At 70.5% G+C, this 14,731-nt stretch carries 14 protein-coding genes; 9 read left to right on the top strand and 5 right to left on the bottom strand.

Annotated elements, in window-relative coordinates; translation table 11 throughout:
- The first annotated feature begins 82 nt into the window (after nucleotides 1-82).
- The gene (locus INT51_RS12675) at nucleotides 83-1,966 is read left to right on the top strand and encodes an ABC transporter ATP-binding protein (RefSeq protein WP_193105678.1); all 1,884 of its coding nucleotides are present in this window, start codon (nucleotides 83-85) and stop codon (nucleotides 1,964-1,966) included.
- Nucleotides 1,967-1,993: 27 nt separating this feature from the next.
- Here INT51_RS12675 and INT51_RS12670 read toward each other — a convergent pair whose 3' ends face one another.
- Entirely contained in the window at nucleotides 1,994-2,353 is a 360-nt protein-coding gene (locus INT51_RS12670; RefSeq protein ID WP_193105677.1) for a hypothetical protein, read from the bottom strand.
- A 76-nt stretch (nucleotides 2,354-2,429) separates the two neighbouring features.
- On the opposite strand from INT51_RS12670, the gene INT51_RS12665 reads away from it, so the two are divergent.
- Complete coding sequence (locus tag INT51_RS12665) at nucleotides 2,430-2,978, top strand: helix-turn-helix domain-containing protein (protein ID WP_193105676.1); 549 nt, start codon at nucleotides 2,430-2,432, stop codon at nucleotides 2,976-2,978.
- Nucleotides 2,979-2,982: 4 nt separating this feature from the next.
- On the top strand, nucleotides 2,983-3,762 hold the full coding sequence (locus INT51_RS12660; protein ID WP_193105675.1) for a class I SAM-dependent methyltransferase: 780 nt from the start codon (nucleotides 2,983-2,985) through the stop codon (nucleotides 3,760-3,762).
- On the opposite strand, the gene INT51_RS12655 is transcribed toward INT51_RS12660, so the two are convergent.
- Nucleotides 3,728-4,693: an arsenic resistance protein gene (locus tag INT51_RS12655; protein ID WP_193105674.1), complete on the bottom strand. Its 966-nt coding sequence runs from the start codon at nucleotides 4,691-4,693 to the stop codon at nucleotides 3,728-3,730. The two genes, INT51_RS12660 and INT51_RS12655, sit on opposite strands and share 35 nt — an antisense overlap.
- A 95-nt stretch (nucleotides 4,694-4,788) precedes the next feature.
- Between INT51_RS12655 and INT51_RS12650 the strand changes: the two genes are divergently transcribed.
- Genes INT51_RS12650 through INT51_RS12635 form a run of 4 tightly spaced genes read left to right on the top strand, consistent with a single transcriptional unit; the run spans nucleotide 4,789 to nucleotide 8,374 of the window.
- Entirely contained in the window at nucleotides 4,789-5,976 is a 1,188-nt protein-coding gene (locus INT51_RS12650; protein ID WP_193105673.1) for an SPFH domain-containing protein, read from the top strand.
- A gap of 6 nt (nucleotides 5,977-5,982) precedes the next feature.
- On the top strand, nucleotides 5,983-7,473 hold the full coding sequence (locus INT51_RS12645; RefSeq protein ID WP_226832335.1) for a proline-rich domain-containing protein: 1,491 nt from the start codon (nucleotides 5,983-5,985) through the stop codon (nucleotides 7,471-7,473).
- Between the two features lie 57 nt (nucleotides 7,474-7,530).
- A complete protein-coding gene (locus tag INT51_RS12640; RefSeq protein WP_193105672.1) occupies nucleotides 7,531-7,851 on the top strand; it encodes a hypothetical protein in 321 nt (106 codons plus the stop codon).
- A 1-nt stretch (nucleotide 7,852) separates the two neighbouring features.
- Nucleotides 7,853-8,374, top strand: coding sequence for an AAA family ATPase (locus tag INT51_RS12635; RefSeq protein ID WP_193105671.1), 522 nt, complete (start codon nucleotides 7,853-7,855; stop codon nucleotides 8,372-8,374).
- 10 nt (nucleotides 8,375-8,384) lie between these two features.
- Here INT51_RS12635 and INT51_RS12630 read toward each other — a convergent pair whose 3' ends face one another.
- Together INT51_RS12630 and INT51_RS12625 are read right to left on the bottom strand one after the other, a co-directional pair.
- Nucleotides 8,385-9,641 (bottom strand): prolyl oligopeptidase family serine peptidase, encoded by a 1,257-nt coding sequence (locus tag INT51_RS12630; protein WP_193105670.1) that lies wholly within the window; start codon nucleotides 9,639-9,641, stop codon nucleotides 8,385-8,387.
- 96 nt (nucleotides 9,642-9,737) lie between these two features.
- Entirely contained in the window at nucleotides 9,738-10,622 is an 885-nt protein-coding gene (locus tag INT51_RS12625; RefSeq protein WP_193105669.1) for an NAD(P)-dependent oxidoreductase, read from the bottom strand.
- A gap of 112 nt (nucleotides 10,623-10,734) precedes the next feature.
- Here INT51_RS12625 and INT51_RS12620 point away from each other — a divergent pair, with 112 nt between their 5' ends.
- Both INT51_RS12620 and INT51_RS12615 read left to right on the top strand, forming a co-directional pair.
- On the top strand, nucleotides 10,735-11,937 hold the full coding sequence (locus tag INT51_RS12620; RefSeq protein WP_193105668.1) for an endonuclease/exonuclease/phosphatase family protein: 1,203 nt from the start codon (nucleotides 10,735-10,737) through the stop codon (nucleotides 11,935-11,937).
- A 51-nt stretch (nucleotides 11,938-11,988) separates the two neighbouring features.
- Nucleotides 11,989-12,840, top strand: coding sequence for a sulfurtransferase (locus INT51_RS12615; RefSeq protein WP_193105667.1), 852 nt, complete (start codon nucleotides 11,989-11,991; stop codon nucleotides 12,838-12,840).
- A gap of 4 nt (nucleotides 12,841-12,844) precedes the next feature.
- Here INT51_RS12615 and INT51_RS12610 read toward each other — a convergent pair whose 3' ends face one another.
- Nucleotides 12,845-14,638, bottom strand: coding sequence for an alpha/beta-hydrolase family protein (locus INT51_RS12610; RefSeq protein WP_193105666.1), 1,794 nt, complete (start codon nucleotides 14,636-14,638; stop codon nucleotides 12,845-12,847).
- Nucleotides 14,639-14,731 lie beyond the last annotated feature (93 nt).

Below are 14,731 nucleotides of genomic sequence, written 5' to 3'. Positions count from 1 at the left end.
TCGCAGGAGTCGCGATTCTGCGCTGCGCTGACAACGCCTGCGAGACATTCCCTCCGTGCCTGAGTGCGCCTACGCTGGCCCGGTGTCGTCCCTCCTGCGCATCGTCCGCTTCACCCGCTCCCTCGCCCCTCTGTACACCGCAGTCATCGTCTGTTCGATCCTCACCGCGGTCGCGGCCCTCACGGTCCCGTTCCTGATCGGCAACGCGACCGATACCGTGGCCGGCGCCGTGTCCGGCGAGACCGCGGCCGGGACGGCGGTGCGCACCGTGCTGCTGCTCGCCGCTGCGGTGCTGGTGGCGGAACTGATCAACACGGTGGTCTCGAACGTCGGCGGCTGGTTCGGCGATGTGATGAGCAACCGGATGCGCACGATCCTCTCGGTGCGCTACTACGACAAGCTGCTGCACCTGCCCCAGCGCTGGTTCGACGGCGAGATCACCGGCACTATCGTGGCGCGGCTGAACAGGTCGATCACCGAGATCACGAACTTCGCCAAGATGATGTCGAACTCCTTCGCCTCCATGCTGATCACCACGGTCGCGGTGCTCGTCATCAGCGCCTGGTATGCCTGGCCGCTCACCGTGCTGCTGCTGATCGTGTTCCCCGTGTACGTGTGGTTGACCTCGCTGACCTCCGTGAAGTGGCAGCGCCTCGAGGGCGAGAAGAACGAGCAGGTCGATATCGCCTCGGGCCGCTTCGCCGAAGTGGTCGGGCAGATCCGTGTGGTGAAGTCCTTCGTGCGCGAGCGCGGCGAGCTCGAGGACTTCTCGCGCCGCTTCCGCTCCACCGACGCCACCACGCGGGAGCAGTCCTCGCACTGGCACCGGATGGACATCATCCGTCGGGCGTTCCTCAACCTCATCTTCTTCGGGATCTACGCGATCATCTTCGTGCGCACCGTGCAGGGGGAGTTCACCCTCGGCGAGATGGTGCTGCTGATCCAGCTGATGACCATGGCCAAGGCGCCGGTGGAGTCGATGAGCTGGGTGATCGACGCCGCGCAGCGCGCGATCGCGGGCTCCAAGGACTACTTCCGGGTGATGGAGACCCCCGTGGATCCGCGCACCGCCGCGGTGATGGCCGCGCGTCCCGCCGATGCACCGGATGCGGGATCGGCCGACGGCGGCTCCGCCGCAGCAGGCGCGACGACTGCCGTCGAGACTCTCACGACGTCCGCCCTCATCGAGCCCGTCCCCGGGGCTCCCGTCGTCGCCTTCCGCGGCGTCGATTTCGCCTACGAGGACGGCGATGACGTGCTGCACGACATCGACTTCCGTCTCGAGCGCGGGGAGAAGATCGCGCTGGTCGGCGAGTCCGGCGGTGGCAAGTCCACCATCGTGAACCTGCTGCTGGGGCTGTACGAGCCCCGCAACGGCAGCATCGAGGTCGGGGGACATCCGAGCTCTGACCTGCCGTTGGACCAGCTGCGCGCCCGGATCGGCGTCGTGTTCCAGGACGCCTCCCTGTTCTCCGGCACGATCCGCGAGAACATCGCCTACGGTCGCCCCGAAGCGAGCGATGAGAAGGTGCTCGAGGCCGCCCGCCGCGCCAACGCCGACGCCTTCATCCTCCGCTTCCCGGAGGGCTACGAGCAGGTCATCGGTGAACGCGGGCTGAAGCTGTCCGGCGGGCAGCGCCAGCGCATCGCAGTGGCCCGGGCGATCCTCAAGGATGCTCCGGTGCTGGTGCTCGACGAGGCCACCTCGGCGCTCGACACCAAGGCGGAGATCCAGGTCCAGAAGGGGCTGGACGAACTGATGGCCGACCGCACCTCGCTGATCATCGCCCACCGGCTCTCCACGATCGCCGAGGTGGATCGCATCGTCACCCTGCGCGAGGGGCACATCGATGAGATCGGCTCCCCGGAGCAGCTGGCGAGCAGTGGAGGCATCTACGCGCAGTTGCTGGACCTGCAGCATTCCGGGGACACCCGGCGCCTGGCCCGGTACGACATCACCGGCTGATCCCGCCTCACGCCAGGTCGCGTCGGGTCAGCGGGCGGCCTCGGCGAGGAGCGCCTGCGCGATCTCCTCGGCGTGGCCGGTGCTGAGCAGCAGCTCGTCGAAGCCTGTCACCGCGCGGTCCACCCGGACCCGCAGCAGCGGAAGTCCCCGGGTCATGGACACGAGACGCCGGGTGCCCGAGGGATGGCGGAACGTTCCGACCTTGCGATAGCCCGAGACCACCAGTCCCGAGCGCAGGCCGAGGATCTCCGAGGACCAGCCGGGCTCCACCTGCACGGAGGCGATCGCCTCACGCGGGACCTCGACGGATCCCCGCCTGGCCATCAGTGCCTCCCACCCGGGGAAGTCGATCCGAAGTCGTGCGCAGTCGTAGCTGACCTGTGTCATCGTGTGCACCTCGTGCTCGATAGAATGATCTCGTACTGGGAACGTTATCACCGTGAGAACAGTGAGGGAAGGCCTGATGCCGAACGACGCCTCGATCGCGGAGGTCATCATGCATCCCGTGCGGCTGCGGATCCTCCAGCAGCTCGGCGGGCGCAGCCTGACCACCGCGCAACTGCGGGACGCCCTGCCGGACGTCAAGCAGGCGACCCTGTACCGGCATGTCTCCACGCTCCTGGACGCGGGGATGCTCACCGTGATCCAGGAGCGACGGGTGCGCGGCGCCGTGGAGCGCACCCTCGCCCTCGGCGAGCAGATGGCGCATGTCGACCGAGAGGGGTTGCGCGCGATGAGCGCCGCCCAGCTGAAGTCGGCGTTCCTCGCCTTCCTCGGGGACCTCGCCGCAGATGTCGACCGATTCCTCGACGGGGACGACGAGGGCCTGAGGGACTTCCTCGGCTTCGGGCGCGGGCCCGTCTACGTCGACGCGGAGGACCTCGCCACGATCCAGAACGGTTTCGAGGCGCTCCTGGCCCCGTACCTGACGGATCGCGGCGACGGAAAGCATCGCCTGAGCCTCGCGACTGTCCTCGTCCCCGATCCTGAGACGCCCCGGCAGGAGCACTGACCGCATGAGCACCTGGGAGGGCGTGGCCGAGGCGTACCGCAGATCCTTCGCGACCCTGTGCGCGGGAGCGATCCCGACCCTGCTGGCGGCCACCGCGACCGGGGGAGACCACCTCGATGTCGGGTGCGGGAGCGGCGACCTCGCGCTCGCCGCCGCGCGGGAGGGCCGGCGGGTCCTCGCCGTGGACCCGGATCCGGGCATGGTGGCGATGACGCGGGCGGCCGTGCCGGAGGCTGTGCGCGTGGTGGCAGGCGCCGCCCCGACGCTCCCGCTGCCCGATGGCTCCTTCGGCGCAGTCACCGCGAACTTCGTCGTCAACCATGTGCCCGATCCGCGCGCGACGCTGCGTGACCTCGCTCGGGTCGCTGCGCCGTCGGCGCCGGTGGCGATGACGATCTGGCCCAGTGTGCCCGGGCCGCACCTTGCGGCCTACGCCGAGGCGTCCCGGGCCGCGGGCGCCGTGCCCACGCCGAGCACGCGACTGCCCGACCATCTCGACTTCCCGCGCTCCGCCGAGGGGCTGGCGGGCCTCGCGCAGGAGAGCGGGCTGCGAGTGGAGCAGGCGGAGGAGATCGGGTGGACCTGGCGCATCTCAGCCGATGATCTGATGGCCGGGATCGCCGGCGGCGTGGGTGGCGCGGGCAGCACCCACCGGGCGCAGAGCGCTGCGGTCCGGACCGAGATCGAGTCCCGGGTGCGGGAGCTGTGGAGCCGATTCGCCGCCGTCGACGGTGGCCTCGCGTTCCCGGTCACCGCGGTCCTCCTGGTCGCCTCGCGTCCGTGAGCAGCAGTGGAAGGATCCGCGCGAGCACGACCAGACCGAGCAGCTCGATGACGGTCTGCGTGACCACCGCGGCCGGGACCAGGGGCAGTGATGCCGGCATCGCGAGGGCGAGCGGCAGGACCACCAGCGAGTTCCGGGTCGCCCCGGACAGTGTGAGCGCCCGCGCGGAACCGGCGTCGAGCCGGACGATGCGACTGGCCAGGATCCCGACCCCCACCGCCAGCAGCAGGAAGGCGATATAGACCGGCACCAGCGCGAGCAGCGCCGTCCCGGCCGAGAGGATCCGGGGGGACTGCGATGCCGTGACGATCGCGAGGACGGCGACCATCAGCGGGACCATCGCTGCGGAGAGGTCCCAGCGCGGGGCGAAGCGCTGGATCAGCGCCGCCGCGAGCAGCGGCAGCACGATCAGCAGGACGAACGCCCGCAGGAACGGAGCGGGGTCGAGCAGACCGATCGCCGCGCTGCCGCTGAGCAGCGGCAGCAGCACCGGCAGGGCCAGCATCTGGCCGAGCATCAGCAGCGGGGTGGCGGCGAGCAGTCGCTCCTGGGCGCCCCCGGCCAGCGCCGTGAACACGATGACGTAGTCGATGCAGGGCGCGAGCAGCACCAGCAGCGCCCCGATCAGCAGATCGGGCGAGGAGCTGAGGGGGCGCGTGATCACCAGGACCACCAGGGGGACGAGGGCGAAGTTGACCGCCAGCAGGGCCAGCAGGAACCGCCAGTCCCGTACCGCGGCTCCGATGCGGGTCATGGGCACGCCGAGGAACGTCACCAGCAGCAGGGCCGCGATCGCCGGTTCCACCGCCACCTCGAGTGCCGGTGCGGCGCCCGGACGGAGGGCGCCGGAGGCGAACCCGATCGCCACGGCCGCCAGATAGATCGGGACCTGACGGCGCTCGAGCCGCTCCAGGTATCTGCTCCACTCCATGTCTGGCGACGGTAGTGCGTGGACCCAGCGAGCGTTCGGGACCTGCGCGATACCATGGTGCCGATCACAGACTCGGGGGCGACGAAGGAGCTCACATGGGATTCATCCAGGCATTCAAGGGCGCTGTCGGCGGGATGCTCGCTGATCAGTGGAAGGACTTCCTCACCGTTCCGAACGGGCTGCCGCAGACCGCTGCTCTGTTCCCGGCAGTGCCCAGCGGCACCAATGCCGGTCGCGGCTCGAACACGCGCGGCTCCGAGAACGTCATCTCCAACGGCTCCAAGATCCTCGTGCCCCAGGGCTACGGGCTGATCACGGTGGTCGACGGCCGTGCGACGGGTCTGATCACCGAGGCCGGCGGCTACGAGTTCTCCGACCAGTCCCCGGATGCGCAGTCCGTCTTCGCCGGTGACAGCATGCTGGCCTCCACCGTCGGCACCTCGTGGGAGCGCTTCAAGTTCGGTGGCCGCCCCTCCTCGCAGCAGCTCGCCTTCTACGTGAGCCTCAAGGAGATCCCGGACAACAAGTTCGGCACCCAGTCGGAGATCTACTGGGACGACGCCTACCTCAACACGCAGGTGGGTGCGGTCTGCCGCGGCTCCTACACGATGCGGATCATCGACCCGCTGCTGTTCGTGCACAACTTCGTGCCGGCCACGTTCATCTCTGCGAACGCCCCGGTGTTCGACTTCTCCGATCCCGACAACTCGGCCGGCAGCCAGTTGTTCCGGGAGGTCGTCGGCTCGCTCGCCGCCGCGTTCTCGCGCTACACGAACGATCCCGACAAGGGCAATCGCATCTCCCGCATCCAGGGCGACTCGGTGGGCTTCGCGCAGTCGCTGTCCGCCGCGGTCGAGGAGGGCTACCGCTGGTCCAGCGACCGCGGTCTGGCGATCGTGAAGACGGCGATCGTCTCCATCGAGTACGACCAGCGCACCCGCGAGCTCCTCGTCGACGTGCAGAAGGCCGACGCGCTCTCGGGCGCCCGCTCGCAGTCCTTCCTCAATCAGGCGACCGCGCGCGGCGTGCAGTCCGCCGGGGAGAATGGCGGCGGCGCGGGCCTGGCCATGTTCGGCGCGGGCATGGGAGCGGCCGGGGGCCTGGTGAACCCGGTGGAGCAGTCGGGTCCGCCGGCCCAGCAGCAGGCTGCACCTCAGCAGCAGGCCGCGCCTCAGCAGGAGGATCCGGTGGCCAAGCTCGGCCAGTACAAGCAGATGCTGGAACAGGGCCTGATCACGGACGAGGATTACGAGGCGGCGAAGAAGGCCGCTCTCGGCCTCTGATCCGACATGTCCGTTCCTCCTCAGGACCCGCAGTGGGCCCGCCCGAACCAGCCCGCCCGGCCTCCGGCCGAGAGCGGGCTGGGTCCGGCGGCGCACACGGGACCCCAGAACGATCCCGCTCAGGGCGGCCCGGGTCGCGCGGTGCCGCCGCCCCGGGGTGACGGTGGCGCCGTCCCCCCGGGCACGCAGAGCTCCGACCCGCGTGCCGTGCCCCCGTGGCCCGGCGAGGAGGGCGGGGAGCAGGGGCCCACGCAGATGCTCGGCGACGAGTCCCTGGGCGAGGCGGCGCAGGCGGCGCTGAATGACTCCCGCAACCGCATCATCGACACCAGTTCGAGCAGCCAGGACGGCCTGAACAAGTGCCCGCAGTGCGGCAGCAGCGACATCCAGTACTCGCTGAGCGCGAAGGCACTGGTCTGCGCGTACTGCCGTCACGAGTGGAACGAGGCCAACGCCGAGCAGTCCTTCGGGCTGGATTCTCCGATCGCGGATCTGCGCGGGCACACGCTGGCCTCGGGCACAGCGGACATCCGTGAGGATTTCACGGTGATGACCCTGAAGTGCCAGGGCTGCGGCGCCGAGGTGGTCGTCAACGTCGACCAGGAGCTGCAGGCGCGCTGCCACTGGTGCCGGCAGACCCTGTCGGTCAACACGCAGATCCCCAACGGAGCCGTGCCGGACGCGGTGCTTCCCTTCGAGCTCACCCGTGAACAGGCGATCGAGCGGATCGATGAGTTCGCGGGCAAGCGCAAGGCGTTCGCGCTGGGTCGCTTCAAGGCGGAGTTCGTCCCGGACAACGTGATGGGCGTGTACATCCCGTACATGGTCGTGGACGGAAACATGCACGCGGTGCTCGGCGGCACCGGCGAGGTCACCACCCGCCGGTACACGGTGACCACCGGCAGTGGGGACAACCGCCGCTCGGAGACCTACTACGACGCGGACGTCTACCGCGTCCAGAGGGCCTTCGATCTGCTGGTCGACGACCTCACCGTGGAATCCGCGCAGCGCTTCAACGCCCACGACAACTCGAACGCGACCAACAACATCCTCAATGCCGTGCAGCCGTACGACACGGAGAACGCGGTCGCCTACAACTCGAATTACCTCAAGAATTTCACCTCCGAGCGCCGCGACCTCAACGTCCGCGACGTCGACGACGCGGTGGAGGACAAGTTCCTGGCGATCGCCCGCGCGAAGGCCACGCCGACCATCGGTCGCTACGACCGCGGGGTGCGCTGGGAGCAGGAGGGCGTCGCCGTGCACGGCACCCGCTGGATCTCGGTGTACGTGCCCGTGTGGTTGTACAGCTATGCCGATTCCGCGAAGGGCGAGGGCTCGCTGGTCCACTACATCGCGGTCAATGCTCGTAATGGCAACACGATGGGCTCCGTGCCGGTCTCGCATCCGAAGATCTTCGCGGTCGCGTGCCTGGCGGGGACCGTCGCGGCGGCGGTCGGAGCCGTGGTCGGCTTCGGCTGGTTCCTGGCAGGGTGAGGACGATGACGATGACGACCACCGCTGCATCGACCGATGAGGGAAGGGGGGAACGCGATGTTCCCACTGCTGGCTGAGCTGGCCGCCGATCCGACCACCTCGATGCTGCTGGCCGACTCCGGTGACGGAGCGATCGGCATCGCCTTCCCCTTCGTCGCGGGGCCGGCGGTGTTCGCGGCGGTCTACGGCGGGATCTACCGCTACTACCGCAACACCGACAAGCGACACCACTTCGCGCGGGAGACGGAGGTCTCCGTCGGCAACCTCGACAAGCGCGACAGCAAGGTCGGCACGAACAACCGGCAGAAGTCGCGCACCATGAACGGTGACAACTCCACCGACTATCTCGATCGCGTCCATCGGATCGCGGTGGACTGAGATGGGTGCAGAGGTCTCGGCGCTGCTGATCACGGGGGCTGTGGGCGTCGGCAAGACCACGGTGACCGATGCGCTCGGGGACGAGCTCGCCGAGCGCGGGATCCCCGGCGCCGCGATCGACCTGGACTGGCTGCGGCGCAGCTGGCCCGCCCCGGCGGATGACCGCTTCAACGGCCGTATCGAGCAGGCGAACCTCGCTGCCGTCTGTGCGATCTATCGAGAGTCCGGGGCGCAGGTCCTGGTCGCCGCCGGGGTGCTCGAGGAACGCGCGGCTCGCGCTGGGTACGAGGCGGCTTTCGGCTGCCCGCTCACGGTGGTGCGCCTGACCGCACAGCGCGATGTGGTGCGCGCGCGGCTGCACCGCCGCCACGAGGTCGATCCGGAGGGCCTGGCCTGGCACCTCGACCGCTACGACGAGCTCACCTCGATCCTCGATGCCGCCCGGGTCGATGATCTGGCGGTCGAGGTCGGTGCGGATCCGCAGGCCACCGCGCGGGCCGTGCTGAGCGCCGCCGGCATCTGAGCGTCCGCCGTCACAGGCTCTGTGCGGCCATCCATTCCCACAGGCTGGTGCCCTGATGCGAGGGGTCGTTGCGCGCGGCGTAGATCCACGAGAAGTGCCCCGAGTAGTCGACGCCGTCCCAGGTCACCGTGTCGTACAGGCTCAGGATCGATCCGGGGATCAGCTCGTGCGCATGCACGGTGTTGGCCTGGGGGTCGACGGTGGCGTCGTCCGCCGAAGCGATCAGCCAGCTGGGAGTGGTGATCGCCGCGAGCTCGTCGTCGGGCACGAGCGGGCCGGGGGAGTCGCCGCGCTCCTGGACCACACCGCAGATCGGCGTCGCGGAGGCGAAGGCCCCGGGGTTCTCGACCACCATCTTCAGCGTCATGTACCCGCCGTTGCTGGCGCCGGTCATGTGGATGCGGTCGCGGTCGATCGGGTGCTCGGCGGCGACCTCCTCGAGGATCTCGTCGATCAGCGGCTCGAAGGCGGGACCGTCGAGCATCCACGCCGACGGGCACTGCGGGGCGAGCACGTAGGCACCCCCGAAGAGGTCCTGTGCGGGATCCGTCGTCACGCCCAGCGCGCCGCGGTTCGCGCGCAGCTGCGTCTCGTTGTCGTAGTAGTCGCCACCGGTGTCCGCGAAGCCGCCCTCGCCGCCGCCGTGCAGCCACACCACCAGCGGACGCGGCGAGGATCGACTCCGCTGCGGCGGGGAGAAGAGGCGGTAGTTGGTGCCGGAGGCGGAGACGTGGGAGGTGAAGGCATCGACCTCGGCATCGACGAGGTCGCCCTGGACGCACGAGGTGATGGTCGGGGCGCCGTGCCCGTGGGTGGGCAGCGGCTCCTCCAGGGTGAGCGTGTACTGGAGGTCGAGCTGCACGTTGCGCCCGACGTCGCCGATGTAGTCCAGAGTGCTGGCCCCCTGCACTCCCTCACCGTGCTCGAGCTCGAGGGTGATGCGGCCGCGACGGTCCACGCTCGCCGCCGTGATCGTGCGGTCCACGTCGAAGGCCACGACGCCGGTCAGCGGATTGGTGCCGCGCGCGTGGACGCTGAAGGTGCTCACCGGCAGCTCACCGGTGACCAGGCCACCCTGCCGGGAGGCCTCGACCTCCACGGCGGTGACCTGCTCCCCGCCGTCCAGGACCTGCGCCACGAGGGTGAAGGGGACCGCGCGCCCGCCCTCTGCCCCGCCGGCGGCGTCGGCCGTCGGGGCGAGACCGACGGCGGCCGCGGCGGTGGTGCCGGCGGTCAGGAGGGTGCGGCGGGGGATGGCGCTGGGCATGGGTGCTCCTTCGTGCGGACGAGCACCGGGCGTGACTCGCCTCACCTCCATGGAACGTAGCCAGGCAGCCGCCCGAACGTCAATGGGCGCTGCGCACTATTGTCCGGTGCGCTCGGCTCCCGGCAGCAGGATCGTCGAGAAGTCGTGGTCCCCGTGCTCGGTCGCGATCTCCGCCTGCAGCGAGGCCAGGGCCCCGCGCAGGGCGGGAAGGTCGGCGCCGGGGCGGGGCGCCGAGCTGCCGGTCGAGGCCGCCTGGACCGTGTCGATCATCAGGCGGGCGTCCTTGGCGATCGCGTCGGCGGTGAAGTCGCCTCCCTGGGTGGTGCGCTCGCCGCGCACGAACGCTCCCTTCATCCCGGCGATGAACGCGAGACCCGTGGACCCCAGCATGTCGAGGGTCTCCTCGGCGGTGGCGCCCGCGGCCTCACCGAGCGCGAGGGCCTCGCGCAGGCCCTGTGCGCTGATCGCGAGGGCCAGGTTCGCCAGCAGCTTGCCGGTGGCGGCCTGGCGACCGGACGCCACGCCACGCAGTCGTTCCGGGTCCGCCCAGGGCGCCACCAGGTCCAGCACCTGCTCGCGCAGCGCGGCATCCGGGGTACCGACGTACACCCCGAGCGCCCCGTTGCGGGCCGGGCCGAGGCTGCCGACGACGGGCACGCCCACGTAGGTGGTGACCGCGGCGGCGAACTCGTCGGCGTCCTGCGGGGAGACCGTGGTGGTGTCGACCCAGGGGACGTCCGTCGGGATCAGGCCGGGCTCCAGCACCGTCTCGCGCACGGCCTCGGGGCCGAACAACGAGGTGATGACGAGCTCGGCGCCGTCCACGGCCTCTGCGGCTGTGCTCGCGACGGCCGCGCCGGCGTCGGCGAGAGGTGCCGTGCGCTCCACCGTGCGGTTCCAGACGGTCAGCTGGTGGTCGGGGATCAGATGGAGGGCAAGTTCCGTGCCCATGCGGCCGGTGCCCAGGAACGCGATTCTCATTCCCCCAGTCTCGCATCACGACGAAGCTCGAGGCGGGCGCATGCGCCCCGGCGACAGGCACCGTCCACACCCGCTTTGTCGCTGGGGTCACGCGTCCTGCACAATGGGGGCCATGTCACCGCGCATCAGTCGTCGCCGAGCTTTCGCCGCAGCAGCCGCAGCAGGCCTGGGCCTGCCCGCAACCGCCCACGCTGCTCCGAAACCGGCCCTCCGCGGCGGTCGTGCCGAAGGGCTGCGCGTAGCCACCTTCAACGCCTCGCTGAACCGGGCCGAGGCCGGGGGGCTGCTGCGCGATCTGGAGGCCGGGAAGGACCCGCAGATCTGTGCGGTCGCCGAGGTCATCCAGATCAACAACCCCGACATCCTGCTGCTGAACGAATTCGATCACGATGATGAGGGTGCGGGGATCGATCTCTTCCGCAGCAATTTCCTCGAGGTCGGCCAGAACGGTCGCACCCCGGTCTTCTATCCGTACGCCTACTCCGCGCCGGTCAACACCGGCGTTCCGAGCGGCCATGATCTCAACCGCGACGGCACCGTCGGCGGTGCGGACGACGCCTGGGGCTTCGGCGAGTTCCCCGGTCAGTACGGGATGGTCATCTTCTCGCGCCACCCGATCCTCAGCGAGCAGGTGCGCACCTTCCAGAAGCTGCGCTGGGCGGACATGCCCAGCAACCTGCTGCCCACCGAGTTCTACGGCGAGAAGATCGCCGGCGAACTGCGTTTGAGCTCGAAGTCCCATTGGGATGTGCCGGTGCAGGTCGGCGCCGCCACGGTCCACGTTCTCGCCGCTCACCCCACGCCGCCCAGCTTCGACGGCCCCGAGAAGCGCAATCAGCGCCGGAACAATGACGAGATCCGCCTGTGGGCCGATTACCTCAGTCCCGGGCAGCGCTCCCAGTGGATCGTCGACGACGCCGGCACCCATGGCGGGCTCCCGGCGCGTGAGCAGTTCGTGATCCTCGGTGACTACAACTCCGATCCGGCCGACGGCGACTCCTGGCCGGGCGCGATCGATCAGCTCCTGACCCACCCCCGCGTGCGCGACACCGCACCGCGCAGCACCGGCGCCGTCGACGCCGCGGAGCTGCAGGGGGGCGCGAATGCCGATCACACCTCCGATCCTCAGTTCGACACCGCCGACTTCGGGGACACCCCCGGCCCCGGCAACCTGCGTGTCGACTACGTGCTTCCGTCCAAGCCCCTGCAGATCGTCTCCTCCGCCGTGTTCTGGCCCGAGAAGGGGACCCCCGGCAGCGAGCTCAATGCCACCTCGGACCACCGCCTGGTGCGAGTGGACCTGCAGGTGCGCTGAGCCGCTCTCCGGCATCCGAACGGTCGATCACGCTCGCGTAGGCTTCGTTCCATGCCCTCCGCTGCGCTCGCCCCGATCATCGACGTCACCGAGCTCCGGGAGCTGCGCGACGCCGCCGCCACCGGGGCTCGCTCCGTGCATCTGCTGGACGTGCGCTGGGCCCTGGACGGCTCCAAGGGTCATCACACCTACCTTCAGGGCCACGTGCCCGGCGCCGTCTACGTCGACCTCGACACCGAGCTCGCTGCGCCCGCGCGCCCCGATGCGGGCCGGCACCCTCTGCCCGAGCCGGAGGACTTCGCCGCCTCCCTGCGCCGCGTCGGCGTCACCGAGGGTTCGGTCGTGGTGGCCTACGACGACGCCGGCGGATCCCAGGCCGCGCGCCTGGTGTGGATGCTGCGGGCACTGGGCCACGACGCCGCACTGCTCGACGGAGGTCTCGCGGCCTGGGACGGGGAGCTGACCCACGACGACGAGCAGCCCGCGCCCGGTGACGTCGCTGCCCGCTCCTGGCCGGACACCGCGATCGCGACCGCTGCCGAGGTCGCGTCCGGGGCCGGCCTGGTCATCGACGCCCGCGCCCCCGAGCGCTACCGCGGCGAGGTCGAACCGATCGATCCGCGCGCCGGGCACATCCCCGCCGCGGTGAACCTGCCGCACACCGGAAACCTCGGCGAGGACGGCCGGTTCCTGTCGGCCGAGGAACTGCGCCACCGCTTCGAAGCGGCCGGGGTCCGGGCCGATCAGGAGGCCCTCGTCTACTGCGGCTCCGGCGTGACCGCCGCGCACGACGTCCTCGCCCTGCACCGGGCGGGCTTCACGGCGGTGAGGCTGTTCCCCGGTTCCTGGTCGCAGTGGAGCGCGGACGGGTCCCGCCCCGTCGCCACCGGGCCGAACCCCTGAGGGATCAGACCGTCGGCGTGCTCTCCCGGATGGCCTTGATGATCTCGTTGTGATGGCGACGCTGGGCGGGACGCTGCGCCTCCTCGACGTCCTGCCCGAGCACCGCGGCCCAGATCGGGACCACCTCCTCGTGGTAGGCGTGCCCGTGCCCGCCGGTGACCTTGATCGACAGCGGCATGTCCGCCGCGAGCTGCCAGAACGTGATCCAGGGGAACCAGCGCACCGCGGGGGTGACGTCGTGCCCCACCCGCTCCCGCAGCCATGCCGGCTCCTCCCACAGGAGCGAGGGCTGCCACCAGGCCACGGGGTCCGAGGGGTGCTGGGCGTAGACCACCCGCGGATGCTGCCACGGCTCGTACAGGCCGCCGAAGTAGTTCCGGGTCAGGTCCCGGGGGCGGGTGACCACGCGGATGTGACGGCCGTGGTCGATGATCGGCGCGATCGCCGGGGCACCGGGGCGGCTGCGGGAGACGATCTCCCGCCACAGCGGGGTGAAGCTCGGGGTGCCCGTCCATACAGCGCCGTCGACCGTGGTCAGCATCTCCTGGACATCGCGGAAGGCCGCATTGCCGCCGAAGGATCCCAGCGATTCCCCGGCGACGAACAGGCGCGGCCGGGAGCCCTCGGGCAGGGCGTCCAGACGCCGCCGCACCGCGTCGAACAACTGGTGGCCGGCGCGCTGCGGGGAGCGACGATCCAGGACATAGTTCAGCGCGCTGGTGTACACCGAGTACTGCACGGAGGCGGTGGCGCAGTTGCCGCCGGTGAGGAACTCGATCGCCGACAGTGACCATTCCTGCAGCCAGCCGGTGCCGGTTCCGGTGAACAGCACCAGCACCTCGCGGTCCCAGGCCCGGGTGCGGTCCAGCTCCGCCAGGACCGCCTCGACGGTCTCGGCGAGGTCGCGGGAGGAGGACTTTCCCGCGTAGACGCGGATCGGCTCCATCGCCTCGGCGCCGCAGGTGCGGGCGATCGCCTCGGGGCTCGGGCCGGCCGAGACGATCTTGCGGCCCGGTGCACCCAGGGACTGCCAGGTCTCCAGGGAGTCCGGGCTGCCCGAGCGCAGGGGCGAGGTGGGCCGCAGCACGTCGGGGGAGATCAATCGGTTCGCGGCCTCGGCGCGCTCGATCATCTGCTCGAGCACGCGGCCGCGCAGCAGGCGCTCGGCGAGTACGGCGACGGTCGCGATCGTCAGGACGAGGGAGACCGCGCTGACCACCCGCGGCGGCAGGTAGGGGCGCAGCAGTGCCCGGTACAGGTGGGCGGTGGCGACCACGGCGCGCACGCCCGCCAGCACTCCGGCCGACGCGGCCAGGCCGCCGAGGGTTCCGACCACGTGGGTGGCGAGGTTCTTGGGGTCCTGCTGCACGAGGTGGCTGATCTCGCGCTGGCGCATCACCCCGCGCACCCACGAGTACGCCGAGATGCTGATCAGGGCGCCGGCGCCGAGCCAGCGGGCCCGCTCACGACGGTGCTCCGCGATCTCCACGTGCAATCCGATCGCGTCCGCGGCGCGGCGGGCGAGCGTCTGGGTGAGTACCCCGCTCGCGTAGCCGTAGATCTGCGAGAAGCCGAAATTGAAGGTCCACATCCACCAGGTGCGCGGCAGCAGGCTCGGAGAGGTCGAGATCCAGGTGGTGATCGAGGCACCGAGGAAACCGCCGGTGGACAACGGTTTCGCGATCGCGGTGCGGCGCACTCGGTGCTCCGTCCGCCTCGTCGCCCTGCGGATGATCGTCGCGGCGCGGCCGAGCGCTGCCACGAGGCTCGAGGGGGATGCGCCGGAGCCGAATGCCATGCGGGAAGGGTATCGGAACCCGCGCGCCCGGTCAGCCCCCGGGGCGCAGCGGTGGGCATCGCGGGCACCGAGGCCGCCCCCCGCCGTAGCCTG

This window comes from Brachybacterium sp. FME24 (assembly GCF_014897705.1).
Lineage (GTDB): Bacteria > Actinomycetota > Actinomycetes > Actinomycetales > Dermabacteraceae > Brachybacterium.
Note: the sequence above shows the minus strand (reverse complement) of the source record. Positions and strands in the feature narration are given on the sequence as shown.

Bases quoted from the DNA above. Each gene is read 5' to 3' on its own strand.
- INT51_RS12670 (WP_193105677.1), bottom strand. From the start codon at position 2,353: ATGACACAGGTCAGCTACGACTGCGCACGACTTCGGATCGACTTCCCC.
- INT51_RS12665 (WP_193105676.1), top strand. From the start codon at position 2,430: ATGCCGAACGACGCCTCGATCGCGGAGGTCATCATGCATCCCGTGCGG.
- INT51_RS12660 (WP_193105675.1), top strand. From the start codon at position 2,983: ATGAGCACCTGGGAGGGCGTGGCCGAGGCGTACCGCAGATCCTTCGCG.
- INT51_RS12655 (WP_193105674.1), bottom strand. From the start codon at position 4,693: ATGGAGTGGAGCAGATACCTGGAGCGGCTCGAGCGCCGTCAGGTCCCG.
- INT51_RS12650 (WP_193105673.1), top strand. From the start codon at position 4,789: ATGGGATTCATCCAGGCATTCAAGGGCGCTGTCGGCGGGATGCTCGCT.
- INT51_RS12645 (WP_226832335.1), top strand. From the start codon at position 5,983: ATGTCCGTTCCTCCTCAGGACCCGCAGTGGGCCCGCCCGAACCAGCCC.
- INT51_RS12640 (WP_193105672.1), top strand. From the start codon at position 7,531: ATGTTCCCACTGCTGGCTGAGCTGGCCGCCGATCCGACCACCTCGATG.
- INT51_RS12635 (WP_193105671.1), top strand. From the start codon at position 7,853: ATGGGTGCAGAGGTCTCGGCGCTGCTGATCACGGGGGCTGTGGGCGTC.
- INT51_RS12630 (WP_193105670.1), bottom strand. From the start codon at position 9,641: ATGCCCAGCGCCATCCCCCGCCGCACCCTCCTGACCGCCGGCACCACC.
- INT51_RS12625 (WP_193105669.1), bottom strand. From the start codon at position 10,622: ATGAGAATCGCGTTCCTGGGCACCGGCCGCATGGGCACGGAACTTGCC.
- INT51_RS12620 (WP_193105668.1), top strand. From the start codon at position 10,735: ATGTCACCGCGCATCAGTCGTCGCCGAGCTTTCGCCGCAGCAGCCGCA.
- INT51_RS12615 (WP_193105667.1), top strand. From the start codon at position 11,989: ATGCCCTCCGCTGCGCTCGCCCCGATCATCGACGTCACCGAGCTCCGG.
- INT51_RS12610 (WP_193105666.1), bottom strand. From the start codon at position 14,638: ATGGCATTCGGCTCCGGCGCATCCCCCTCGAGCCTCGTGGCAGCGCTC.